This window comes from Streptococcus tangpeifui (genome assembly GCF_044503215.1).
In the GTDB taxonomy this organism is placed as follows: Bacteria; Bacillota; Bacilli; order Lactobacillales; family Streptococcaceae; genus Streptococcus; species Streptococcus tangpeifui.
The window spans coordinates 1,391,743-1,418,344 of the sequence record NZ_CP172427.1; the positions used below are offsets into that span (position 1 = coordinate 1,391,743).

Annotated in this window: 20 protein-coding genes; 5 read left to right on the top strand and 15 right to left on the bottom strand. The window is 40.9% G+C overall.

The features are described from left to right. Positions 1-98 precede the first annotated feature (98 nt). Complete coding sequence (locus tag ACFSN5_RS06395) at positions 99-1,295, top strand: cation diffusion facilitator family transporter (protein WP_165210471.1); 1,197 nt, start codon at positions 99-101, stop codon at positions 1,293-1,295. A 634-nt stretch (positions 1,296-1,929) separates the two neighbouring features. On the opposite strand, the gene ACFSN5_RS06400 is transcribed toward ACFSN5_RS06395, so the two are convergent. The 3 genes from ACFSN5_RS06400 to ACFSN5_RS06410 are packed head-to-tail and all read right to left on the bottom strand — an operon-like array spanning position 1,930 to position 4,079. Next, a complete protein-coding gene (locus ACFSN5_RS06400; protein WP_165210468.1) occupies positions 1,930-2,781 on the bottom strand; it encodes an amino acid ABC transporter substrate-binding protein in 852 nt (283 codons plus the stop codon). Positions 2,782-2,795: 14 nt separating this feature from the next. Further along, the gene (locus ACFSN5_RS06405; protein ID WP_165210465.1) at positions 2,796-3,428 is read right to left on the bottom strand and encodes an amino acid ABC transporter ATP-binding protein; all 633 of its coding nucleotides are present in this window, start codon (positions 3,426-3,428) and stop codon (positions 2,796-2,798) included. Positions 3,429-3,437: 9 nt separating this feature from the next. Beyond that, positions 3,438-4,079, bottom strand: coding sequence for an amino acid ABC transporter permease (locus tag ACFSN5_RS06410; RefSeq protein ID WP_165210462.1), 642 nt, complete (start codon positions 4,077-4,079; stop codon positions 3,438-3,440). A 229-nt stretch (positions 4,080-4,308) separates the two neighbouring features. Here ACFSN5_RS06410 and ACFSN5_RS06415 point away from each other — a divergent pair, with 229 nt between their 5' ends. Continuing rightward, positions 4,309-5,334: a S66 family peptidase gene (locus tag ACFSN5_RS06415; RefSeq protein WP_165210459.1), complete on the top strand. Its 1,026-nt coding sequence runs from the start codon at positions 4,309-4,311 to the stop codon at positions 5,332-5,334. 80 nt (positions 5,335-5,414) lie between these two features. Here ACFSN5_RS06415 and ACFSN5_RS06420 read toward each other — a convergent pair whose 3' ends face one another. From ACFSN5_RS06420 to ACFSN5_RS06475, 12 genes are all read right to left on the bottom strand, one after another. Next, positions 5,415-5,747: a zinc ribbon domain-containing protein YjdM gene (locus ACFSN5_RS06420; protein ID WP_165210456.1), complete on the bottom strand. Its 333-nt coding sequence runs from the start codon at positions 5,745-5,747 to the stop codon at positions 5,415-5,417. A gap of 695 nt (positions 5,748-6,442) precedes the next feature. After that, positions 6,443-6,643, bottom strand: a complete 201-nt coding sequence (locus ACFSN5_RS06425; protein WP_165210453.1) for a hypothetical protein — start codon at positions 6,641-6,643, stop codon at positions 6,443-6,445. Positions 6,644-7,664: 1,021 nt separating this feature from the next. Next, positions 7,665-9,497, bottom strand: coding sequence for a DUF262 domain-containing protein (locus ACFSN5_RS06430; RefSeq protein ID WP_165210450.1), 1,833 nt, complete (start codon positions 9,495-9,497; stop codon positions 7,665-7,667). Positions 9,498-9,700: 203 nt separating this feature from the next. After that, positions 9,701-10,846, bottom strand: a complete 1,146-nt coding sequence (locus ACFSN5_RS06435) for a mannitol-1-phosphate 5-dehydrogenase (protein ID WP_165210564.1) — start codon at positions 10,844-10,846, stop codon at positions 9,701-9,703. 22 nt (positions 10,847-10,868) lie between these two features. Beyond that, the gene (locus ACFSN5_RS06440; protein ID WP_165210447.1) at positions 10,869-11,306 is read right to left on the bottom strand and encodes a PTS sugar transporter subunit IIA; all 438 of its coding nucleotides are present in this window, start codon (positions 11,304-11,306) and stop codon (positions 10,869-10,871) included. 2 nt (positions 11,307-11,308) lie between these two features. Further along, on the bottom strand, positions 11,309-13,261 hold the full coding sequence (locus ACFSN5_RS06445; RefSeq protein ID WP_165210444.1) for a BglG family transcription antiterminator: 1,953 nt from the start codon (positions 13,259-13,261) through the stop codon (positions 11,309-11,311). A gap of 43 nt (positions 13,262-13,304) precedes the next feature. Next, positions 13,305-15,083 carry a PTS mannitol-specific transporter subunit IIBC gene (locus ACFSN5_RS06450; RefSeq protein WP_165210441.1) on the bottom strand — a complete coding sequence of 593 codons (1,779 nt, stop codon included), beginning with the start codon at positions 15,081-15,083 and terminating at the stop codon, positions 13,305-13,307. Positions 15,084-15,537: 454 nt separating this feature from the next. Continuing rightward, positions 15,538-17,349, bottom strand: coding sequence for a glutamine--fructose-6-phosphate transaminase (isomerizing) (gene glmS, locus ACFSN5_RS06455; protein WP_165210438.1), 1,812 nt, complete (start codon positions 17,347-17,349; stop codon positions 15,538-15,540). 317 nt (positions 17,350-17,666) lie between these two features. Beyond that, complete coding sequence (gene lepB / locus ACFSN5_RS06460; RefSeq protein ID WP_165210435.1) at positions 17,667-18,227, bottom strand: signal peptidase I; 561 nt, start codon at positions 18,225-18,227, stop codon at positions 17,667-17,669. Between the two features lie 512 nt (positions 18,228-18,739). Then, positions 18,740-20,242, bottom strand: a complete 1,503-nt coding sequence (pyk, locus tag ACFSN5_RS06465; RefSeq protein WP_165210432.1) for a pyruvate kinase — start codon at positions 20,240-20,242, stop codon at positions 18,740-18,742. Positions 20,243-20,316: 74 nt separating this feature from the next. Next, positions 20,317-21,330 (bottom strand): 6-phosphofructokinase, encoded by a 1,014-nt coding sequence (gene pfkA / locus ACFSN5_RS06470; protein WP_165329090.1) that lies wholly within the window; start codon positions 21,328-21,330, stop codon positions 20,317-20,319. Positions 21,331-21,411: 81 nt separating this feature from the next. Further along, complete coding sequence (locus tag ACFSN5_RS06475; protein WP_165329091.1) at positions 21,412-24,516, bottom strand: DNA polymerase III subunit alpha; 3,105 nt, start codon at positions 24,514-24,516, stop codon at positions 21,412-21,414. 180 nt (positions 24,517-24,696) lie between these two features. Between ACFSN5_RS06475 and ACFSN5_RS06480 the strand changes: the two genes are divergently transcribed. Genes ACFSN5_RS06480 through ACFSN5_RS06490 form a run of 3 tightly spaced genes read left to right on the top strand, consistent with a single transcriptional unit; the run spans position 24,697 to position 26,580 of the window. Continuing rightward, a complete protein-coding gene (locus ACFSN5_RS06480) occupies positions 24,697-25,071 on the top strand; it encodes a GntR family transcriptional regulator (protein WP_165210423.1) in 375 nt (124 codons plus the stop codon). Between the two features lie 15 nt (positions 25,072-25,086). Continuing rightward, on the top strand, positions 25,087-25,785 hold the full coding sequence (locus ACFSN5_RS06485) for an ABC transporter ATP-binding protein (protein WP_165210420.1): 699 nt from the start codon (positions 25,087-25,089) through the stop codon (positions 25,783-25,785). A gap of 9 nt (positions 25,786-25,794) precedes the next feature. Beyond that, positions 25,795-26,580 carry a hypothetical protein gene (locus tag ACFSN5_RS06490; protein WP_165329092.1) on the top strand — a complete coding sequence of 262 codons (786 nt, stop codon included), beginning with the start codon at positions 25,795-25,797 and terminating at the stop codon, positions 26,578-26,580. Positions 26,581-26,602: the final 22 nt, after the last annotated feature.

The window sequence follows — 26,602 nt, forward strand, 5'->3', positions numbered from 1 at the left end:
CCTTAGGCAAATCTAGGGGATTTTTTGACAGTAACTTGATTGGCTTGATGCCAGCAATTCTGCTATAATAAAGCCATTATAATTATTTAGGAGGACCTATGGTGACTGCGGAAGAATCGATTAAATTTGCTAGACGGGGGCCCATTGTCTCTATTTTTGCCTATCTGGTCCTCGCTCTAGGCAAACTCCTCTCTGGCTACATACTCCATTCCTCATCGCTGACAGCCGATGGGTTTAATAATCTATCGGATATCATGAGTAATCTTATCCTTTTAGTTGGCCTCTATTTGGCTAGTCGACCGGCCGATGAGGACCACCGCTTTGGCCACTGGAAGATTGAGGATCTTGCCAGTCTCTTGACCTCTTTTATCATGTTTCTGGTTGGTTTTCAGGTCCTCATGGAAACCATTAAAAAGCTCCTCAGTAATAGTCAAACGGCCATTGACCCTCTGGGTGCCTCGGTCGGTCTGATTTCAGCTCTGGTCATGTACGGTGTCTACTTCTACAACCGCCATCTCTCTAAGAAGGTTAAGTCATCAGCGCTTCTGGCGGCCTCCAAGGATAACCTGTCAGATGCGGTGACTTCGCTGGGAACTTCGGTTGCCATCGTTGCTAGTTCTATGAACCTAGCCATCATTGACCGGATTGCTGCCATCATTATCTGTTACTTCATTCTCAAGACGGCTTACGACATTTTTATTCAGGCCACCTTTAGCTTATCAGACGGATTTGACGATAAACAACTGGCTGAATATGAAAAGGCTATCCTACAAATTCCCAAGATTACAGCCGTCAAATCCCAACGGGGCCGAACCTATGGTTCTAATATCTTCCTCGATCTCGTCCTAGAAATGAATCCTGACCTCTCTGTCTATGAAAGCCATGCCATTACCGAACAAGTAGAGCAGCTGCTCCACGATGACTTTCAAGTCTACGATGTGGACATCCACGTCGAGCCGGCTCCCATTCCTGAGGATGAAATTTCCGATAATGTTTACAATAAGCTCTACAAATTTGAAAAGCTAGTTTTAGCCAAGATCCCTGACTATGAGACTTATATTGCCGAGGATTTTATGCTGGTCAATGAGCATGGTCAGGTCTTGACTCAGCATCGTTTTCTTGAGCTGGCCCCCTACTACTCCAGCAATTTTCAGTACTTCAAAATGACCTCTATCAGTCAGAAGACCAAGCTGATTACCTATCGTCTGGAAAATCAGCAGCATGTCAGCATCTGGCGACGCCATGAAACTTGGAAACTAGTATTTCACCAAATCACCCCAGAACAGAGAGCATAAGAGGATAGGACAAAAGTTCTTCCTCCTATCAGCTTTGGATAGAGCAGTTTGGCACAGTGGTGAGAGGCTGAGACAAAAGTTCTCAGCCTTGTTTTATTTAGTCAATTATATTTGCTAGGTGCAGTGGTTGGGATAAAGGCTTGTTGGCTCTGCCAAGAAGTCTTTCCCCTGCACAGTTCATTAGGTACTTTAGCACCAATGAACCACTGCTGGTTGGTTATCATCTTGTAGTGCAATCCCATTTTCAGGCACCTTCTTAAGCAGTCTGGAGATAAACTGCCAAGGCCTGCCGCCTAAGAATAGGAAAGCGGCAAAGGCCTGAACCTTAAAATGTGAGAGAGTGGCTAGAAATCGTCATAAAATGGTGATTTCTAGCCACTCTCTTTCTGTTAGGCTCTGTCTATTGGTACGAAAGAAACATGAAATAAAAGTCAGCTGTCCTGTCATAAAACGAACAACGATAGAATTTTAATCATCTGAAATTCATCATTGTTCGTTTTATATTTTATGTTTTGTGAAATCGGAGTTGATGATAAAGAATTTCTAAAATGAAAATCTTTTTTATACGTAATCTCCGGAGATTACAATATTTTGTGGGCGAAGGCTAAGCCATCATGGCTGTCTGTCCCACTCTCTAATTTGTATTCTTAACTTGCTTGGTTGCCACATCTTCACCAAACCAGTTCTTGGAAATCTTCTGGAATTGGCCGTCTTGGTAAAGTTCTTTGAAGGCTCGGTTGATTTTTTTCACCAAGGTCTTATCAGACTTGCGGGCGCCGACAGCAAAGCTCTCAGCTTCATAGCCAGCTGGTATAATATTGTAGCTGTCCAGCTCTCCTTCTTGTTCGAGGTAATAATTGGCATAAACACGGTCGATCAAGAGGCCGTCAATTCGGCCCGCCTTCAGGTCAATCAGAGCCTGAGTAAAGGTCGAATATTGGATTGCCTTCTTATCCTTGACCTTATTCTTGAGCAGGTTAGGCTGACTTTCAAAGGCATCATAGCCTGAGGAGCCAGCTTGGGCTCCTAATCTCTTTCCAGACATCATATCGATGCTGGAAATATTGGAGGACTTCTTGGTCACGACCACCTGCTGGTTAACCATGTAAGGATCGGTGAAGGTAAGTTCTTTCTTGCGCTCATCGGTCACAGAATAACCGTTCCAAATCAGATCGATGGTCCCATTCTTGAGCTCGGTTTCTTTCATGTCCCAGTCGATAGCCTGCCACTCTACCTTGATACCATACTTTTTAAACACAGCATTGGCTAAGTCCACATCGAAACCGGTGTACTTACCATTTTTTTCTTCAAAGCCCATGGGTACAAAGGTAGCATCAAAACCAATTTTAATCGTTTTTTCCTTACTGTAGGTTGACCACTGATCCGTCTCGGTCGCGAAGTTAGACCGAGAGCTGCAGGCTACTAAGACCAAGGCTGCCAGAAGGAGCATCAATCCCATGGAGAGACTTCTTATTAGTTTTTTCATCGTCTATCCTTTATCTATTTAGGGTTAATCGTCAAAATATCGTCCGCAACATTTTTGGCAAAATCCATATCATGCGTAATAACAATCTGGGTAATGCCCATTTCACGGTTTTGCAAAATCAACTTTTCAACCTCCTGGCGCAAAGCGGGATCTAAGGCCGAAGTTGGCTCATCATAGCCAATGATTTTGGGATCAATCATCATAGCACGCGCAAAAGCGACCCGCTGTTTCTGACCGCCGGAAAGAGAAAAAGGATAGGCCTGTCCGTGCTCTTCGAGGCCTAATTTGGCTAGTAGTTCCTTGGCTTTTCTCAGAGCCTCTTCCTTAGTGATCCCCATCGTTTTGGTCGGAGAGAGCATCAGATTTTCCAGCACTGTCAAATGAGGGAAAAGCTGAAAATCTTGGAACACAAAACCCAAAATATTTTCGGATTCTAAGTGATTCAAAGGGACTTCTGCCCCCTGATAAATGACTTGACCAGAATCGATTGTTTCTAGCCCAGCCAGCATCCTCAAGAGGGTCGTTTTCCCGCCACCGGAAGGGCCTACAATGGCTAAAATCTTTCCTTCTTCTACATTAAGATTAAACGCTTTAAAAATCTGTTTGTGGCCGAACTGTTTGGAGATATTTTTTAATTCTAATAACATAGACCCCTCCTACTTATAAAAATTAAATTTCTTTTCAATACGTTTAGAGGCTAGGGTCACTACACCAACTAAGAGCAGGTAGATGGCACCCGCAACAAACATAGGAGCCAAGCTGGCGTCACGGTTGGAAGCTGTTCGGCTCTCCAAGAGAAGATCGCCGACTCCCAGTACATAGACTAGTGAGGAATCCTTAACCAAATTGATGACCTCATTAAAGACACTCGGCAGAACAATTTTAACCACCTGCGGCAAGATAATATAGCGGATGGTTTGTAACTGGGTGAATTTCAAGACCTTAGCTGCCTCATACTGTCCCTTAGGGATAGCAGCAATACCGCCGCGGAAAATTTCCGCAAAGTAGGCTGCATAGTTGAGAGTAAAAGCCAAAACAGCAGCTGGCAACCGATCAAAGACAATCCCAACGCTTGGCAGAACATAGTAAAAGAAGATGAGCTGCAAGAGGAGCGGAGTCCCGCGCATCACCCAAACATAGAGCGTTAAAAGCCAGTTTAAGGGCTTGAACTTAATCTGCATCAAAAAGGCAAGGACTATCCCTAAAGGAATGGATAAGACGATAACGATACAGAAAACCTGTAAGGTTACGAGAGCTCCATTCAAGAGTGCAGGAAGAATTTCTAATACATACGACATAGCTGGCTCCTAACGTGAAGATATGCCTTATTATACCAAATTCTCAGACAGTTTGAAAGCTCAATTTATTTTTATTCATATAAAAATGAAAAAAATACATTTGTATTCTTCTCTTTGAAATTTTCAAAATTACTTATCGGTAAAAACAGATCCACAACTATTTTCAGCCTTTCCTAGCAAGGGTTAGTATGCTATAATGCTGGTAATTTTCAAAAAGGAGGCGCCCTTTATGATTAAAAAGATTGGGATTGTCAGTCTGTCCAGCGGTATCCTTGGGGAGGAATTTATTAAGTTTGAAGCGGACTTAGGGGTCAAACGCTTGGAGCAGCTGGGGCTGGAAGTTGTTTTTTTAGACCATGCTCTCAAAGGTATTGACTATCTGCGGGAGAATCCTCAAGCCAGAGCACAAGATCTACTCACTGCTTTTAAAGACCCTACCATTGATATGATATTATGCGCTATTGGCGGCGATGATACCCACCGCCTCCTGCCTTACTTATTTGACCATAACGAACTGCAACAAGCGCTCCAGCAAAAAATCTTTTTAGGGTTTTCCGATACTACTATGAATCACTTGATGTTGCATAAGTTAGGACTTAAAACCTTCTACGGTCAAGCCTTTTTGCCAGATATCTGTGAATTAGACCAAGGGATGCTGCCCTACTCCTTTCATTACTTTAAAGAACTGCTAGAAACAGGTCGCATCTCAGAAATCAGGCCCAGTGCTATCTGGTATGAGGAGCGGACAGATTTTAGTCCCAAGGTCTTAGGAACCAGTCGGATTATGCATAAAAATGAAGACTTTGAGTTATTGAAGGGAAGTCCTCAATTTGAAGGAGCGATCCTAGGCGGGTGTTTGGAATCTCTCTATCAAATTTTTGATTCATCACGCTATGAAGACAGCAGTGCCCTCTGTCAGCGTTATCAGCTCTTTCCCAGTTTGAGTGATTGGCAGGGAAAAATTCTCCTGTTGGAAACCAGTGAAGAGAAACCAGAACCTGCCCTTTATCGTACCATGCTGGAAACATTAAAAACTACTGGTATTTTTGAGGTCCTGAATGGTGTCATTGTTGGTAAGCCTATGGATGAAACCTATTATGATGACTATAAACGAATCTTGCTGGAAGTGATTGATACAGATATCTCCATTCTTTATAATGTCAACGTTGGGCACGCTACCCCTAGAGCTATCATTCCTTTGGGTGTCCCAGCCAAAGTAGATGCGGCCGCATCTGTCATTAGATTTCAATCATAGTAGAAGACGAGGCGACATAAATTCGCCCTCGTCTTTTCAGTTAAAAAGCCCAAGGTCTTTGCCTTGAACTTTATAGGGATTTATATTTTTTTAACAAACTCTGACTTGAGTTTCATGGCACCAAAGCCATCAATCTTACAGTCGATATTGTGATTCCCTTCGACCAGTCGGATATTTTTTATACGAGTCCCTTGCTTGAGATCCTTTGAAGCTCCCTTGACCTTGAGATTTTTAACGATCGTAACGCTGTCACCATCAGACAGACGCGTACCGTTACTGTCAAGAACGACTAAGCCTTCTTCTTCGGCAGCTTCGTTTGGATCCCACTCATAAGCACATTCTGGACAGACCAAAAGGATACCATCCTCGTAAACATACTCCGAGTTACATTTGGGGCAATTTGGTAAAGACATAGATTTTTCCTTTTCTAAAAATACTTACTAAGCTATTTTACCCTAATTCTGATAGCTGGGCAAGCTAGTTTTGAGGTAAGGGAAACTGCCAGAAATCCTCAGGTAAGGAGCTTCTACTATTCTTTAGAAGAGTTCTTTTTATTTAACGTATACTGTCTGTTTTGTGCAGAGTTCATAGTTACTTGATAATAGTCTTTACTGCATAGCTATTTATATAGGTTATCGTAAACTCTAGTCCAAGACCATCAGGCCGGAGAAAGTTATTTTCGTGTGGGTATTCCAATTTCGTAATGACAGAGTGATAACTCTCTTCTCCTTAACCGTTTTTACTATCCCAACTTCAAGGTTATCAGACTTAGTTTTCTCAAAAAATCCCTAGCTTCCTCTTGGGGCAAAAATCCTTATTTCCCAGTTACTTAATGATTTGCAAGTGTGGTAGCAGTTTTTATCTTTCTTATCAACGCTCAGATCCAAATTGTCTGGATTAGGGCAATAACTCAAACTTAGACTATTGTGGGAAAGTGATCCTCTCTTTTTCCGTATTGACTGGCAATCTTATCATATCCGTTCCTTTTATTGAAGTCCTCTGTCCATAAGAACTACTCATTTTCAAACTCTGAAATTCCTGATAAGTCTAAGTACAGGTCCTTGCTCCTTTAGCAAGGCCATGCTTAAATTTTGCAGTCAGACCAAAATTATCTATTCACTATAAAAACAACTAACACGATTAAAAATGTGACCCCGATAACTCCACCAAAGGCTAGTATGAGCCCTTTTTTAAAGCTTTTGGCGTCTTTCTTTTCAGGCACTGGCTTTGGATCTCGGCCTGAAAAGATAGGAGAATTATTTTCCTTGCCTGTCGAAAAAGCTGATTCAAATTCATTATCTTCTTCCATACTCGCTTCCCCTCTCTTTAGTGGATATCTATTGCTGACCTTTGTTATCAGACTGCGACAAGATTTTTCTATCTTTACTTAAGGACTTTCTCTTTACTCCTGAGATAATGTTGCCCATTTTCGTACTTGCTAAAATCACAGATCCTGCTCGTAATAGCCATCGCTATCATTCCAGAGGTAGTCAACCATTAAGCTGGTGCTCTAGTTTAAAGTTGCCCAATTTTTAATAAGTGCCGTGTGAGGATCTTTCCCATTTCCAGCTGTAAATTTTTTGCAAAGTAGAGAACCCCTTCAATAGAAGAACCCCTATATACAAAATCACCAAGAAATCAGAAGGCAAATCCAGCAGCAACTCATATCTAGCTCAGGGTCACGCCTAGTTTGTCACGGATTTTTCAGACGAACTTAAATAATTTGTTTCACTAGTGTTGAAAATCCTATCAGCATCCTGAGCTTTGGCCACTACCCTATGTCCTTTTCAATCAGTCAGAAATCACATTTGATTATAGCATTTTTTAAACTGAGCTAAATTACAATTCTATTAAGTCCTAAACTAATCCAGCTTCCCCATCAAATAGGTGGTTTGTACCGTTCTCTCGGTCAATAGATAGCCAGCAAATACTGCTTGGCAACCAACGCAAACTGCGGAATGACTACTAGTAGCCAACTCTCATTGTCAGAAATGATGGAGCTTCTTCGAGTATAACAGTCCCACAAAATTAAAACTAAAGGTAACAAAAAAGAGAACAGATGTTACTCTATCCTCTAATCTCATCAAGGTTTAATTATTACTATTCTACAAATTCTTACCGCTTACAAGATAAATGACTACAAAGAGAATTTTTCAAAGTGACCTAAGATTTTGTTTTGGGAGTAAAGCAGTCTACTAAACTATTTATTTTACTCTAACATCTAAACTTCGCTATTATTACAATCTTTATTCACTCCTATTCTTCCATTTGCATTAATAGTACTATTCTACTGTAGGATCGGGGAGCAAATAGTCTATAAGAATTATTATCTATATTTGTAAAAATTGTTTCCTATTATTATCTGAGTCTTCCTTATTGAACATCTTCAAAAATTGATTATAGTCTTTTATTCTATCAGCAGGAATTTCATATTTTGATTCATTATTGTTATTATTTTCCGAATCAATCTTGTTTAACCCCCACGATTTAAGCAAATCCAGCAAGTTATCCGAAATCCTTATATCTCTTTCTCTAATATCATCTAGTCCCCATTTAGATTTTTCTTGAGATAACTCTTGAACAATTGCAATTTTTGATTTATTATAACTATCTTGCTTTTTTTGGAAATAACCATTACCCGCAATAATATTCAGTCTCTTCTCAAAAGGAAGTTTATTGCCAATATGTTCGGTAAGAAGTTTTACTTCTTGTTCTGTACTATCTGGAAAGTAACTACTTTGCCATTTTTGAGGCAAGATATGCTCAATTTCCCACTTAGGAGGAAGTAAACCTTCTTGTTTTTGATAGGCAAGAACTTTCAAAATCATTCGAACTGTGTTTCTATGAGAATATTTTATCTTTTCTTTTAATTCCTCTTCATCAACAGGTTTAAAATCAAATTTTGGATTTTCAGAGCGGTAAACTTCTGCATTTAAATTCAATATGCTGCGCTTTACAGCATTAATAGTTGGAGTTACTATATACCGAGCAGATAGAACTGCGAACAAACGTCTGAGGAAAGTTAGAAAGTTACTTTCAAATTCCACAGAATCCTTATATCTTAAATAGTAAATAACAACAGGATATTTCCAGAATTCATTCGGGTATGAGGACAAGGCGTCTAAGACTTTTAGAATCTCGTTATTTTCTGACCAAGCTTCATCATCAATTATTGTATTATTGTTAACAACAATCCATAAATTTAACAATGCACTTAACTCAGTTAACAAGTTCTTAGCATAGAGTCTTTTATACTGATTTTGAGAATAATATTTCCTTATACCAGGCGTTGTTGTATTTTTATCATTCTCTTTTGCTCTTAAATAGAACATATAATAATAGAATAGCTTTTGTATACTTTCATTTGCGTTTATTGCATTTTCATCAAGCTGTTTCCAATGTTCAATGAAAGATTGTTTGTCCGTTTCATCTAGGTGATTATATATCTTAGCTTTAAAAATATCAGCGTCAGATAATGCTAATCCCCGGTCATTCAGAGTTGAAAATATGGTTAGGGCAGTATCTTGTGTATCAGCAGTAATAGGAAGTAAAATTGCCCTATTTAATATATTCCGAATTAACCAATAAAACAACTCTGGCTCTTTGCTAGCATACTCTTCAATTAATTTTGTCAATAAACTGTAGTTAAGAGAATAATTATCTTTTGCTCCTTTTTTCACTGTACCAGTAACTAAAATATTAGAAAAGATTTCATTACCTTCTTCTCCCATCACCCTAGAAATAATTAATATCTTCTCAAAATCAACTTCTGCGGTTAGCTCATCTTGCTGCCACAAGGCTGATTCAATTTGTGTGATGAAATTTTTTGACTGTGGTGTTTCACTCATTGAAACCAACTTAGAGTATATAGCTCTTAATAGTAAGAATAGTGAAGTAATGCGTTGCTGACCATCAATAATTTCCTGCTCATTATCATCATTTTCATACGAAACAATCGTCCCCAAAAAGTAAGTACTTTCTTCACTACTATTATTGCCTGCAGTAGTCTCTGTATATTCCACAAGGTCATCAAATAAAGTCTGAATTTGATCAGCTGTCCAAGCATATGGCCTCTGATACTCAGGAATAACAAATATTTTATTTTTTCCTGTTTCTAAAAGTTGTTTAACTGTCTGCTTATTGACTTCAATTGTTGTTGACATTACATTACTCCTACTGCTAAGTTTGTGCTACACTTGACTAATTGTAATAAATAAATATTGATATTAATAGTTACTATATACCTCCTCTTTAATTATACACTAATTTCAGAAAATTTAATAATACGTTTAAAAATTACTTTTCAGAGCTATAAAAAAAGCAAGCTATCAATTTAGCTTGCTTTTAACATGACTGCTGTCTATTTCTAGATTGAAGTGACTGCATTTTCAATCTCTTTAATGAGATCCTGGTCTTTAAGGTCTGTGACTTGGGCGATAACCTCTGGTAGCGACTTGCTAGCCAAGAGGTCTTGCAATTCAACAGATTGCGGGTCTTCAGGATCATTGTATTTGAAGACAAAGGCGACGGTTTTTAAAAGATTGTCATAGGAAAGTCCGCGCTCTTTTAATTCACGAATCGGGCGGATAAAGCGCTCATCAAAGCCCAATTTGCGGATTGGCGTGCGGGCAACACGGGTCACATCGTCGACAATATAAGGATTTTCAAAGCGAGAGATGATGACCTTATGATAATCAACCAAGGCTGCTTCATCAAAGCCCCATTTAGCTATCAAGAGACTGCGGATCTCTGCTAGAACTGCTTCGACATTAGCTTTAACCGTTTCGTTTTTAAGTGCTTCAAGGATCGTTTGGGCGCCATAGAAGGCACCTGTATAGGCAGATGTCGCATGACCAGAGTTGACTGAGAAGAGCTTGCGCTCAATGAAAGGCGTCAATTCTTCTTCATAATGAACACCGTCCAGTTTCAATGCCTTATTTTTCATGCGGCCAGTTTCAACAACCCACTCTTTGAAGGGTTCAACCACCACAAAAAGAGGATCTTCATGGCTTTGCGCCGGAACAATGCGATCGACAGCCGCATTAGGGAAGCCGACATATTCCTTAGCATAGGCCAGACCAGCTTCAGATAAGTGCTTCTGCACTTCGGACCAGAGGAATTCTGACCCGCCAATCATATTTTCGCAGGCTAAAACATCAATGGCCTGCTGACTGCCAGCGGCTTGGCGGGCTTCGATCCCCTTTGCTACCAATTCAGCGATAAGCGGTAGGATATTAGGACCAATGGCCGTAGTGATAATATCTGCTTGTGTGATAGCTGCCACGACAGCCTCTGGATCTTGAGCATTATTGATACCGCTAACACCTGACACAGCGATATGACGCTGACCGTCCTCAGCAATTTCAATCTCATAACTGTGGCGCTCATTAAGCGCATTGATAATGGCTTCGTTAACATCAACAAAGGTAATATCAAAATGATTTTCAAATAAAATCTCACCAATAAAGCCTCGGCCGATATTTCCGGCACCAAAGTGTACTGCTTTTTTCATCATAAACCTCTTTTCCTTCTATCTAGGCAACACTGTTTAATAAGCGAATAACTTCATCCTCAGACTGAGCATCGGCTAATTTAACGACATTGTCAACATCCGCACAGAAGATGGAAATCTTTTGAATCATCTCCAAGTGTTCATCACCGATACCAGCGATTCCAAAGAGGACTGTTGCGATTTGTGGTTCCTCCTCTGTTCCAAAATTAACCCCCTTGGGTACTTGAACGACTGTGATGCCAGACTTGAGCACTTCCTTTTTGGCCTCGTCTGTTCCGTGCGGAATGGCAATGAAATTCCCCATATAGACCGATAGCTCTTGGTCACGCTGCACCATAGCCTCGATATATTCAGGATTAACATAGCCGCTGTCTGCCAAAAGTTGACCGCAGTAACGGATAGCTTCTTCCTTAGTGGCAAATTGCTGATTAAGTTTAATCAGTGTTTTTTCAAATTCCATAGTTAAGTCTCCAAATCTTTGATTGTTTCTGTAAAAATCTTATTTAATAATTGGTAGATAATCTCCTGATTACCAGTTTTATAAATTTCAGTATAGAGATGGTTTTCAATAATGGACTGGCCGATAGCCGACATCAGTTTTTTGACTTCATCTTGACTATTGTCCTTCGTCAGCATAACCAAAATCCGACTGACTTCTTCCTTCTCATGGTTCATTGACAAAGCTTCAACGCCCTGCTTTAATTGATAAACCATGAACTGACTTTTTTCTACTGCGTGAGACTGCGTATGCAACAAGGCCAAGCCGGTTTCAGGAATGGCAAAGGGACTTAGGGAAAAACGCTTAAGCAGTTTTTCTGTCAAATAGTCCCGATCTGAAATGAAAGGCAAATCTTGGACAATTTCAGCTACTGTCTCTTCGAAAGAAGACGCATTGTCTAATGTTCTTAACTGAAAACGATCCAAGAGCTCCCGATTTGCCTCTAAATAAAGCTGTAAATCGGTTTTGCCAACCAGCTCAATATTGCGTTCTCTTTGCTGATTGCGGTCTAATTGAACCGCCTGCAAACGATCTTGCAGGCGCAAAATCTCTGCCGTATTCGGATAGGTCGAAATAACATCAACCCCTTCGTACTCATTGGGACTAGTCGCTAGAACATAATCATAAGTTTCCAAATAGGAGGCATCAAATTCCTCAAGGCGCTTGACTTGAACCGACTGAACAAAAGGCGCAATCGACTTTATCCTAGTAATCAGAAGTTCGATAGCCAAGGGACGCTGGTTGGTCAGCAGCAAAATCTGAATCGGATAGATATCCGGACTCCGCCTAATGCTGGAAGCAAAGTGGAGTGTTATCAATTCATACTCAGCTTCATTTTGCAGATAGGCAGGAAAGAGATCTTTGACCACCAGCCGAATGATCCGATGGAGAAACTCATTTTGATAAGCCACCAGATGTGCTGTTGATGAGACCGACTGATCAGGAAAGAGCTGAGGGATAGCCAAACTCAAGCGTAAGTGATGAAAGAGAAAATGAAAGAGGGTCTTATCCTTAACAAAGTTAATCTTGGTAAAAGAGGAGACCTTATCAATCAAATTAGTCACATTATAAAAATACTGACTATCAAACGTTTCTACATAGAGAGGATTTTCTTGACGTTTGATATAAAGTTCATCGAATCGATCTGCCCAATAAACGATATCATTAATAGCATAAGCTTGGGCTGTCAATTTCGAATATGTGGCAAAAAGTTTCTGGGCTAGTTCCAAAGACTGCTTGCTGACATGCGTTACAGCCTTAGGTTGTCCAAAATACTTGGAAAGGGCCAGAAGGATAGTGAAAAATTGCAATAACTTAGGATCCATTTCTGGCATAAAGGCTTGGGCTTCACGGAAAGCCTGTTTAGCCTTTTTGAGCGGTTCCTCTAGATTATTAGCCCACTGACCAAATTGACCTGCTTTGAAATCGGCTGATCTGATCAGATGAGTCAGGAGCACAGCCAATAAATAGCGGTGCTGCTCTGCCGTCAGCCTCAAAAAGTAGCCCTGCTTTCGTTCCATCTGAACATCGAATTCAGCGAGACGATTTTCAACATCAGTGATATCTTGAATAACAGTGACATTGCTAACCATAAGTTCTTCTTGAAAATAGGCGTTGGTCAAAGGTTTATCGGCCCTCAATAGAGCTAAACAAATCAGATTAAGGCGTTCGCTGCGGCTATAATCTTCTTGACTGTAGAGAGAGCTTAATTTGGAAAGGTCTCCTGATAGGGCAAACTTTTTTTGCTCTTTTTTCAACTGAATTCCTACTGCTTTCAGGCTATCAGTCAAGTCTGAAATAGTCCGATAGGCTGTCCTTTGAGACACATTCAAAACCTTTTGAATATCACCTATGGAAAGCTTTCCTGCATCGAGGAAAGCCTTAACTAGTTTTTCTTCACGTTTTGTCAATATCATAAGCCCATTGTACTACTTTTAATCAGCCTTTAAAAATCTTGACTTATTTATGCATCCGAGCAACCATCTTATCATATTCCGGTGTCGTTACTAGACTGTCTACAACCAAGTATTGCGCATGCGGAGCATGAGTCTGAGCAGCCGATTGATTAGCAATTGTCGTCACTACCAAAATATTCTTGGCGTTAAAGTTGCTAAGATTTTCATTGCTTGCCTTAGAAACCGGGATACCAATACCATGATTTTTAAAGATGAGTTCCAGAGTAGCTTGTCCCATAGTGGCTGAGCCTTCTGCCTTACCATGGGCAAAAACAACCTCATCAATGTAGTTCAAATCTAAATCATCGGCAATCTGTCCTTCTGCTTCTGTTTGAGGAGCTGCTGCCGTTTGATTAGCTGTAGCTTCGCCAGCTAGAAGGCCAACAATCTCATCATATTTAGGTGTTGCTAAGAAATTATCAACGGTAACATGAACACTGCTAGGAGTTCGTTCAGCCGCCCGATCTGCTAACTCTTCCTGAGTAACGATCAAGGTATGATCTTTATCGGTCAGGTTAGAGATGGCCATGTTAGTTACCGGAATATCCAAACCGGATTTCTTAACCTTATCACGCAGGATTGAGGCCCCCATAGCTGAGCTTCCCATACCAGCATCACAGGCAAAGATAATTTGTTGGATATTGTCTGCTGTAATATCGCCTGAGTTAGCCATTGGCTGAGCAGTTGCCCCTTTAGATTCTGCCTTAGCCGCTTGGGTAGCCGCTTGAGCCGCTTCTAGGGAATCATCATCAGACTTATCGGATTTCAAGATAACGGAAGCTACCAAGAAAGATACTATAGCTGCCGCAAAGACACCGGCTAAAACGACCAAGTGAGGTCCCCAGCCTTTAGGCGCCATCCCCATAATAGCGATAATAGAACCCGGCGAAGCAGGCGCTGTCAATCCAGCTCCCAGTGTTTGGAAGGTGAAAGTTCCGGCCAAACCACCGGCAATAACAGCTAAGAACATAGCTGGTTTCATCATAACGTAAGGGAAGTAAATTTCATGGATACCACCAAAGAAGTGGATAATCATAGCTCCCCAAGAAGAGGATTTCGCTGAACCTTTACCAAAGACAGCATAGGCAATCAGCACACCGAGACCTGGTCCAGGATTTGCCTCCAGCAAGAAGAGAACCGACTTACCAACCTTAGCTACCTGTTCTGTACCAAGTGGAGTGAAGATACCGTGGTTAAGAGCATTGTTGAGGAAAAGAATCTTAGCTGGTTCAATAATCAAGTTCGCAATTGGCAGGAGATGAACCTTGACAATAGCTTCTACACCGATACCAACCCATTCGGTCAATTGCGCTACGATTGGGCCAATGATGAAGAAAGATAAAACCATGAAGGCAAAACCAATTAAACCGAGTGAGAAGTTATTCACCAGCATTTCAAAACCAGTTTTGATTTTTGGCTGAACCTTTTCGTCAAATTTCTTCAATACCCAGGCGGACAAAGGCCCCATAATCATAGCACCGATGAACATCGTAACGGTTGAACCGGCAATGGCACCGAAAGAAGCAATAGCCCCGATAACGCCACCGCGTTGTTTATGAACATTATAACCACCCGTATAACCAATCAGAAGTGGCAGGACGTATTTTAGCATAGGACCGACAACATTGGCATCTAGGTCCTTATTAGGGAGGTAACCCGTTGCAATGAAGAGCGAAGCTGCTACCCCCCAGGCAATGAAGGCACCAATATTTGGCATAACCATATTTGAAAGTGCAGTCCCCAGTTTCTGGATTCTGACTTTCAATGAATTCCCGTTAGACATGAAGATATCCTCCTTTAAAATGGAATTATTGAAAACTAGAAACTAAATTAAAATCTCCAGTGAGATGAGTGTTTTCTCTCCTGCAGCTTATTCGTTTCCTTTCAATCTTCTACGATTTTATTATAAGACTTTTCTTTTTGCCAAAACACTCAAACTTTGGCAAAAAATCTTTGCCACAAAGACAAATCTTTGACAAAGCTGCTCGGCTTATTGGAGACATCAACTCAAGCCATTCAAAAAGCCTAAGAAAAACTTCTTAAGCTTGATTTTTAAAATAAGTATAGACGAGTCAACCGTTGAAGCTGTCACATGAGCTTTTTCCTTTAAGCATCAGTAACAAAAGCTTTATGCTCTCTTCTCTGTTCAATATAATCAGAAAGCCTAGGCAGTCGCTGGAAATCATCACTTAGGCCTGTTTCTAGCCACCCAGTCCTTTTCTTATCGCCTTCTCTTGCTATTCTACGGTAACAGCTTTGGCCAAGTTACGCGGTTTATCAACATCCAATCCGCGCTGCAAGGAAGCAAAGTAAGCAATCAGTTGAGTTGGGATAACCATAGAGATTGGAGCTAAATAAGGGTGGACCTTATTGACAATAATATCATCAGCATCTGTTGCCAGATCTTCTTCGACAACAGTCAATACACTGGCACCACGGGCTGCCACTTCTTGGATATTACCACGAGTGTGGGCAGCTACTTTAGGACTGGAAGAGATAAGAGCTAGAACTGGTACTCCTTCTTCAATCAAAGAAATTGTCCCGTGTTTAAGCTCACCAGCCGCAAAACCTTCACATTGGATATAAGAGATTTCTTTGAGCTTGAGGGAAGCTTCCATAGCCACGAAATAATCAGTACCGCGACCGATGTAAAAAGCGTTGCGGCTGGTTGGCAAGAGCTTTTCAACCTTCTTAGCGATGACATCTTTTTCAGATAAGGTTGATTCGATGGATTGAGCTACGATGGATAATTCATGAACTAAATCAAAGTCAAGAGCTTCTTGCTTACCATTGGCTTCACCGACAGCCTTAGCCAAGAAGGCAAGAGCTGCAATTTGAGCCGTATAGGCCTTAGTAGAAGCAACAGCAATTTCTGGACCAGCATGAAGGAGCATCGTATAAGTTGCTTCACGCGATAAGGTAGAACCTGGAACATTCGTTACAGTCAAACTTGGAATTCCCATGGCATTGGCCTTAACCAAGACCTGACGGCTGTCAGCCGTTTCACCAGATTGGCTGAGAAGAACGAACATAGGTTTCTTGCTCAAAAGGGGCATATTATAGCCCCATTCAGAAGCAACGCCAAGCTCAACTGGCGTATCCGTCAACTGTTCAAACATTGATTTGGCAGCAAAACCAGCGTTATAAGAGGTTCCGGCTGCCAAGATATAAATACGATCAGCCTCTTGAACAGATTTAACAATGGCAGGATCAACCGTCATTTTACCTTGACTATCTGCATAAGTATTGATAAGCTTGCGCATAACGGTTGGCTGTTCATCAATTTCTTTCAGCATATAGAAAGGATAGGTTCCCTTACCAATATCAGATAAGTCTAACTCTGCTGTGTAGCTAGAACGTTCTTGCACATTGCCATCATAGTCCTGCACTTGAACACTGTCAGCTTTAACAACAACCAGCTCTTTATCATGAATTTCCATGAACTGGTTAGTTTCGCGAATCATAGCCATGGCATCGGAACAAACCATATTGTAGCCATCACCCAAGCCGATCAAAAGCGGTGATTTATTCTTGGCAACATAGATCGTTTCGCTATCATTAGCATCCATGAAGGCGAAGGCATAAGATCCTTCAATAATAGAAAGAGCTTTCTTGAAGGCAGATAAAACATCGAGGCCATCTTCTTCGACAAATTTACCAATCAGATGCACCGCAATTTCTGTATCTGTCTGCCCCTTGAAATCATGGTCAGCAAGATAGGTATTTTTAATATCAAGATAGTTTTCAATCACACCGTTATGCACCAAGGTGAAACGTCCTGTTTGTGATTGATGAGGGTGAGCATTGACCTCGCTTGCCGGTCCATGGGTTGCCCAGCGCGTATGACCAACGCCAGCAGTTCCTTTTATATTGCCAACTTTAGCTGCCAATTCAGCAATCCGCCCGACAGCCTTAATCAGATGACTTGATTGACCATCCGTCACATAAATACCGGCTGAATCATAGCCACGGTATTCCAATTTTTCCAAACCTTGAATTAAAATATCAGTTGCCTCTGGATTTCCGACAACACCGACAATTCCACACATACTTTTTAATCGGTAGCTAAGCTACCTCTCCTTTTTCTATTTCGCTTTAAATTGGTCTAGTCTATTCTTGAAACCAATCACGATAAATACAGTATATTTAAATGTTTTCACTTTGTCAAGAGAAAAATTGGTATAGTTCAATTAGCCCTAAACATCTCAACTTACTGCCTAAGAAGCCACAGTCCCTAGCTCAGTTTTTTGCTAATCGGGATTCAGTTTCTCTTCCCAAGCAAGATAATATTTGAGAATGGCATTTCCTTGCTAGCTAGAGGAGATTGCACGAAACGATCTATCTGCGACAAAAAAGAGTAGCAAAGCTACTCCACAGTTACAAAACCGAATTTACTCAGAGGCCAAAGCCTGAAGGAAACGACTCCCTTGATTTGCTTTTTGGAAATGAATCCGAACTTACGGCTATCATTTTTATTTTGACGCTCGTCATTTAGAATCAAGTAGGAATTTTTTGGAACCTTAGTGACCTTATCACTCTTACCAATCGTCTGAGCTGTAAAATCTTCCGTAAAGTATTGACCTGGTTGAGCCTTCTTGAGAAAGGCGTCCTTTTCTTTTTTTAGGTAGGTTTCATTTTTTACCTTATTATCAACATAGAGAACATCATCCATGGAAGTCACTGTTTGATTAGATTTGGCAACAATCCGGCCAATATATTCCTTACTGTCAACCTTATAGACGACAAAATCCTTATATGTAGGGATGCGCTTGTGAACGACTGTCACTAAATCGCCCTTTTTAAGATAATGATTTTCTGTATCGGATGTTATCCTAACTGTTGAAAACAAAAAGATACGCAGCAAGATAAATGCTAATATGAGGACTAAAAAAATTATAATGTTTCTTATAAGATCACGTCTAACCATAGAAACTCCTTCCAATGACCTACATTATAACATTTCTTTATTGATTAGAAAAGGCCAGTGACTTAACAAATCCCTATCAGAAAACAACAGAAACATGACAGGATCACCTTGACTTAGAGGACTAGATTAGGTATTTGTAACGGTATCTTTTTCTTAGCTGCTAGCATCACCGTGGAGAAATTGCATAGCATTCTCGATCTCGAATTTATCAACAGGGGTAACATGCCAAGGCTGATGAGATATACACTCATACAAGATATCTTGGACTCACTGCCATCTCACAAAAGTAATGTAGCCCCATAGATCTAGGATCTGACTGATGTTGCCGTTATTTATGAAGAAATTTCAACATTAGGAATCACCCTTTTTCATGTAGCTCATAATATATTTCTAAATTTGAAATACCGTTTATTTTCCGCAGAAACTCTTCCTTACTGTCCAAACTTCCAGAGACAAGCAGTCAAAAAAGCCACCACATTTCTGTGATAGCTTTCATAGAGCTTTTCAATAGCTTATTTCACAGTGCGAACACGCATAGTGTTGGTACCACCTGAACCAACAGGAACACCAGCAACGATAACGATGTCATCACCTGATTCAACCAAGCCAGATTTCACTGCTTCACGTTCAGCAACTTCAAACATGTCATCAGTAGATGCAGGTTTATCAGTTACGACTGGGATGACACCCCAGTTAAGCATAAGTGATTTTTGAGTAATCTCATCAAAAGTAACAGCCAAAATATCAGCTTCCGGACGATACTTAGAAATCAGACGAGCAGTATTTCCAGACTCTGTAATGGTTACGACCAATTTGATGTTCATAGAGTTAGTAGCATCTTTAACAGCTGATGCCACCACTTCTGTCTTGGTTGAACGTTCAAATTTAGAAGAATCCAACCGGCCGTATTCACTGAGAAGCGTTTGAGCGTTCTTATCAACGGTAGCCATAGTACGAACTGATTCGCGTGGGTACTTACCATTTGCAGACTCACCAGACAACATTGTACCATCAGTACCGTCGATAACGGCATTGAAGACGTCAGATACTTCTGAACGTGTTGCACGTGGCTTATCAGTCATTGTTTCAAGCATGTTGGTGGCTGTGATAGCAATTTTACCAGCGGCGTTAACTTTAGTAATGATCATCTTTTGGTAAACTGGAACCATTTCAAATGGGACTTCAATACCCATATCACCACGCGCAATCATGATGCCGTCCGCAGCATCAATGATTTCATCGATATTATCAATGCCTTGTTGATTTTCGATTTTAGCTAACAATTTCACATGTCCATTACCTGTTTCTTCACAGATAGCTCGAACTTCGTTAACGTCTTTAGCCGTACGGACAAATGAAATAGCGATGAAGTTAAGGCCTTGTTCCAAGCCAAAGCGAATATCAGCATTATCACGTTCTGCTAAAGCTGGGAAAGGAATCTTGGTATAAGGAATATTCACACCCTTTTGTTTAGCAATGATACCATCATTTTCAACTTCAACTTCAAACTCACGAGTCGCAGCATCTTTACCGACAACACGAAGACCAAGTTTACCATCGTCAACGAGAATTTGCTTACCAATTTCAACATCATCAAAGATATCAAGTGCGCCGGCAACATTCAAGGCAATCACATCTTTTGTAGATTGAATCCCTTGTTTCGTTGCGACACGAAGCTTGTCACCAGTTTTATAAGAGTATTCTTTAGCGTCATCTGCAAACAATTCTGTACGGATTTCAGGCCCTTTTGTATCCAACAAGAAACCAACTTTTTGACCAGCGATTTCTTCTGCCTTACGGACAACTTCCATACGTTCCCCTTGTTCTGCGTGGTCACCATGTGAGAAGTTGAAGCGGAAAACATTAGCACCTTCTTCGATTAAACCAGCGATGTTTTTTGCTGATGCTTCATGGTCAAGGCTTTCACTCCAATAACCATCATCACCAAATTTTTTACCACCACGGATCTCTACCGCAGGACCAAGTGTTGCAACGATTTTTACGCGTTTATTCATGATAAATATGAACTCCCTCTATTTTACATCCCTTTTGGGACAGGATTAACTAGATTTAATAAATGTTGGGCTGATTAGTAGGTCGTCAAGTCACGGGCTAAATCAGCGAAATCAAGACGAGCTTTGTGTGGGTTGTTGACGATAATTTTACCATCTTCAGTCAAGCTAAATAAAGCCCCTTCTTCTGCTGTTCCCAGGATTGGACTTTCTACCAATTCCTCATTGTGGATACCAACGGCAAGTCCGCCGCGACCCTCTTTAAGCAATTCAACAGCGTGAGCGCCCATCCAAGAAGCAAGGATACGATCACGGGCTGTTGGAGCACCACCGCGAACGACATGCCCAAGACTCGTTGCACGAAGATCACTAGTATCCCCTGCTTCTTTCATCTTAGCAGCAAATTCTTGAGCACTCATAACGCCTTCGGCTAGAACAATAATGTGGCGTTGTTTACCATTTTCGTAGCCAGATTTAACCTTGGCAACAACATCCTTGATATCGTAGCCTTCTTCTGGAACAATAATTTGATCAGCACCTGCTGCAATACCAGACCAAAGGGCAATATCACCAGCATTACGCCCCATTACTTCTACGACAAATGTTCGCCCATGACTATAGGCAGTATCGCGAAGCTTATCTAAAGCTTCTGTCGCTGTTGTGACCGCTGTGTCAAAACCAATTGTGTAATCAGTACCGACAATATCATTATCGATAGTACCTGGAAGACCGACTGCTGGGAAGCCGTGTTCTGTTAAACGCATAGCACCATGATAAGAACCATCACCACCAACAACAACAACACCTTCAATGCCGTGTTTCTTAAGTTGTTCAATACCTTTCAGTTGCCCTTCAAGAGTGGCAAATTCTGGATAGCGGGCTGACTGAAGGAAGGTACCACCACGGTTGATGATATTTGAGACAGCTTGACTATCAAATTGGAAGATGTCTCCTTCAACCATACCAGCATAACCACGGTTAATTCCGAAAACTTCCATATCTTCGGCAATTGCTTTACGAACGACAGCACGAATGGCAGCGTTCATGCCAGGGGCGTCACCACCACTGGTTAAAACAGCAATACGTTTCATTATACCTGTTACTCCTTTATTATTTTTAACCCTTTAATTATAGCACATTCGTTTTTAAAATGCTCTTTTTTCGGAATTTTTTTAATGATAAATCGTTTTCATGACAAAGTTTGTCAGCTCTTTTTGAAGCTTTTCTGACTTGGCTACAAAGAGCTGCTGGCTCTGCATGGTTTGGTTCGTATCCTGATAGTGGAGGACGACCGGAATAGAACCTGGGTAGGCTTGTAAAATCTGGGCTATCTCTTGATCATGGGCATGGTCAGCCAGCTGAATCCAAAACTTCTCTTGGCTCACCGGTTCCAAAGACTGGAGAACCAACTGTAAATGGCCGTCCCTCTCTTGGACTCGTCCAGTTATATAGTAGATTTCTCCTTCTTTAAGATAAGCCTTCCATTGTCTATAAGCCTCGGGGAAAACAGTCACGTCCAATTTTTGCTTGGTGTCTGTTAGACTGACAAAGGCCATCTGCTCTCCTTTGGATTTCGTGCGAATCACGCGCACCGATTCAATTTGTCCTAAAACTTTGGTTTGACTATTCGCAATCAATTCTTCAAATGGACTGTAACTTCCCTTCAAATCTTTTGCTAAGGAGACTAGCGGATGGGGACTAATACCAACGCCTAAAAGAGCGACTTCTAAATTGTACTTTTGACTGGCTGTATAATCTTCGGCCTGAACCCAATTGTAAGAAGATTCCGCAAAGAGACTGCCCAGCTCATGAACAAAGGTGAAGAGAGACTCTAAATTTTCTTCGATTTTACGGCGGTTGGGTTCGAATTGGTCAAAGAGACCAATCTGAATTAAAGGGAGGATGTAGTCTACCTTCTGATAGTTTTCTGGCAGACGAGTCAAAAAATCTTCGATTGACTTAAAAGGACGCTGCTCAATAATCCAATAGGCTAGTTCTCTAGGAAATCCCTTGAGATTCTTTAAACCCATGTAAATGATGCCATCCGAAATCTTATCTCTATAGGGAACCGTATTAATGGATAGGGTACCAACTGTAAAATCAGTTTGCAGAGCATCCGTGATGTAGTCAGCGCTGGAATAGTTGAGCATGACATCATAAAAAATAGAAGGATAATGAGCCTTAAAATAAGCTAATTGGAAGGCTAGAGCCGAATAGGCGAAAGCATGGCTGCGATTAAAACCATAGCCTGCGAACTTAGCCATCCGCTCAAAAAGCTCCTTAGCAGTGGACGGATTGCGCCCCAAATCCTTAGCTCCTTGCAGAAAGTCTGCTTCCATCTTCTGCATTTCTGCTTGGTTTTTCTTGGACATAGCTCGCCGTAAAAGATCAGCCTTTCCCAATGTGAAACCAGCGAACACTTGAGCAATCTGCATGACCTGCTCCTGATAAAGCATAATGCCGTAAGTCCCTTCTAAAATAGGAGCGACCAAGGGATCGATCAGGTCAACTGCTTCTTTACCATATTTACGATTGATAAAGTTCTCGGTATAATCACTAGCTCCAGGTCGATTAAGACTTGTCGTAGCAACGATTTCTTCAAACTTGGCTGGCTTGATTCGTTTCAAGAGATTGATGGCCCCAGCTTGTTCAAACTGAAAGATTCCCTTGGTCTTGCCAGCAGCAAAGAGGGCTAGGGTATCAGGATCTTCCAAATCAATGCTCTTGATATCCAGCTGAACACCTTGTTCTTCTGCTAATTTTTCGGCCATTCGTTGAACGAAGGTTAGATTACGCAGGCCTAGGAAGTCCATTTTCAAAAGGCCGTTAGCTTCAACTGCTCCTGCATCATACTGGGTAATCATCATATCTTCGCCAGCCTTGAGCGGAATATGGTCAGTCAAGTCATCATCACTCATGACAATACCAGCTGCATGAATGGAGGTCTGACGGGGCAGCCCCTCAATCCTCTTTGCAATGGTGAAAGCTTTTTGATATTCCAGCTTGCTGTTAATAATTTGCCGAAAAGACATATTCTTTTCGTAAGCAGAACTCAGATCATCGCGAAAACTAATTTTGCGGGTGATGTTAGTCAGTTCATATTCAGCTGCTCCAAAGCGCTTGAAAACATCTCGAATAGCCTGCTTAGCACCAAAGGTTGAAAAGGTTACAATCTGAGCTGAATGACGACTACCGTAGCGATCTCTGACATAGCGGAGAAACTCAGTCCGATAAACATCAGGAAGGTCGATATCAATATCTGGCATGGAATAACGTTCTTCATTCAAAAAGCGTTCAAAGAGCAGATTGTTTTTAATAGGATCAATGCCTGTAATGTCAAGAGCAAAGGCTACCAAGCTTCCTGCAGCTGAGCCCCGGCCCATACCCATATAATAGTGACGAGAACGACCAAACCGCAAAAGGTCCCAAACAATCAGAAAGTAGTCATCAAAACCCATCTTATGGATAATCCCTAATTCCTTATCCAGACGCTCTTGGTAAGCGGTATTAAAGAGCCCTTTTTCTTTGAGTCCTGCTTCTGCTCGCTCTCGCAACTCGACTACAGCCTCTTTATCGCGATTAAAGCGAGGTAATTTTAGTTCATGGTCAAACTGATAAGAAACCGAATTTAAAACTCGCTCCAAATTTTCCAAAGACTCTGGAAAACGTTCTTGAAAAAGCTGCTCCATCTCAATCTGGGGATAAAGCTGCTGGTGAGCCTTGGGCGGCTGAACATCTTTCAAAGGGAGATTGTCCGAAATGGCATGAAGGACCTGCAGACTTTCTCGCTCTTCTTCAGAAAAATAACGAACCGTCTGCAAGGGTAAAATAGGTTTGGAGTAAACCTGCTGAGGACTATCCAAAGAAACTCCAATATAGTAATCAAACGGCAGTTGCAGGTTCTCAAGACCAGCAAAATAAGGGACTAGAATAGCCAACCCCTGCTGATAATTTGATAAATCTTCTAAAATTAGCCCATCACTCATTTTTAGCGTAGAAAGTTTGAGAAGATTTTTATAACCTTGGGTATTGAGAGCGAGCAGGAGCACACTGAAGATTTCATCATCCTGATGGAAGGTTAGCTCGATGCCCAGAACAGGCTGCAAACCCTCTTTTTTTGCCTCTACAGCAAAGTGATAGGCTGCATAGAGATTGTCCTTGTCCGCAATACCAATATGACTATAACCCAAGTCTTTAGCCTTTTGCACATAAGACTTAAGATCGATCAGACTATCCATAAAACTATATACTGTCTTAGTATCTAAGGGGGCAAACATTGGTAGTCCTTTCTTTTGTTTTAACTTGCTACTATTATACTATGAAACGCATCATTTATCCTACTTAAAGCCTTAAAAACAGCCAATTATAGGCTATTAAAGGATCTTTCAGCTTGAATTTTTAATAAAAATACTGTATCATTTATCTATGACAATTATTAAATTTAGAAGGGAGATACTATGGCTTGGACCTTTGATGAAAAATCACCAATCTATTTGCAAATTGCAAAAAATATTAAAATCAAAATCGTTAGCCAGGAAATGAAGCAGGGTGAACAATTGCCGACCGTTCGCGATTACGCCCAAGAAGCTGGAGTCAATCCCAATACCATGCAACGAGCTTTTACCGAGTTAGAACGGGAAGGAATGGTCTTCTCACGGCGAACTGCGGGACGCTTTGTAACTGAAGATGCTAGTTTAATTGAAGAAAAGCGCGCAGAATTAGCTCAAGATGAAATTGCTAATTTCATGTTAAATATGGAAAATATCGGTTTTTCTGACCGAGAAATTTTAGCAGAAATTGACAATTATCTTAAACAGAATTCAGTAAATTAGAAAGAGAGCGTAAGCATGGAGAAATTATTACAAATCCATCATGTTTCAAAATCTTATGGCAAGCAAGCAGCCCTAGATGACGTGAGTTTAACAGTTTCTAGCGGAAAAATTGTTGGTCTACTCGGTCCTAATGGATCCGGTAAAACAACCTTAATTAAACTTATCAATGGTCTTTTAAAGCAGTCCAGTGGTGAAATAGTCGTCGATGGTTTCCATCCATCTGTCAACAGTAAAAAAATCGTTTCCTATCTTCCAGACACCAGCTACCTCAACGAAACTATGACCGTAAATCAAGCTGTGAACCTTTTTCAAGACTTCTACCAAGACTTTGATGTTAATAAAGCTCAAGCTCTACTCAAAGATTTAAGCATTGATACTAAAGAAAGGATCAAAAACTTATCTAAAGGGACTAAAGAAAAGGTTCAACTCATCTTAGTCATGAGTCGTCAAGCTAAACTTTATGTGTTAGATGAACCTATCGGCGGAGTTGATCCTGCAGCACGCGACTATATTCTGCGTACCATTATCAACAATTATTCAGAGGAAGCATCAGTGATCATTTCTACCCACTTGATTACTGATGTCGAGCAAATACTGGATGATGTGATCTTCCTAAAAGAGGGTAAGGTTATTCTTGAAGGTAATAGTGATGATATTCGCTTTGAACACGGAAAATCTATCGATGCTCTCTTTAGAGAAATGTTTCAGAATTAGGAGGTCCCCATGTTTGGTAAATTAGTTAAATATGAATTTAAGGCTATCGGTCACTGGTATCTAGCCCTAAATGGCTTAATTTTGCTTGCCAGTTTGGTTTTGAGCTTCTATGCTTCCTATATCAGCCATCACTATGATCTTTTTGAAAGCGGCGGTTTTCTGGCTCTAATCTTTATCTTGGTCATCTTAGCCTTTGCCTGCTTGATTGTCGGTCAATTAATTGCAACCTTGATTTTAATCATTAGACGCTTCTACAGTAATCTCTTTGGCCGAGAAGGTTATCTCACTTTGACCTTACCCGTTAAGGAAAGTCAACTGATTTCTTCAAAACTCTTAGTTGCTACAACCCTAACCATTGGGAATTGTATAGTGATTGCTCTTTCCCTAGGACTAATCTACAGTTTTGTTAATCACCAGGATACTTCGGCTTTTTATAGATTTTTTAAATCGGCCTCTCCAAATGCCACCGTTGCAACTATCAGAAGTGGCGTTCTACTCTCCTTAGTCAGCGCTATCATCAGCTGGATCTCTAATATCCTCTTGATATATGCGTCTATCACTGTTGGCCAGCTCTTCCGCAACCATCGAGTTTTGATGGCCTTTGTCTGCTACTTTGTTATTGAGGGTATCTTGACGTTTATCAGTAGTTTTCTTCAACTCGCAACTGGTAGTAAAGATATTCTTACAGATTACAATACGCGGCTGATTGTTGGTAGTATCATTGATGCTGCTCTCGCTCTTGTTTGGTATCTAACCAGCCATTACATTATTAAAAATAAAGTTGATATCCAATAACTCCCATATAACTCCCATAAAA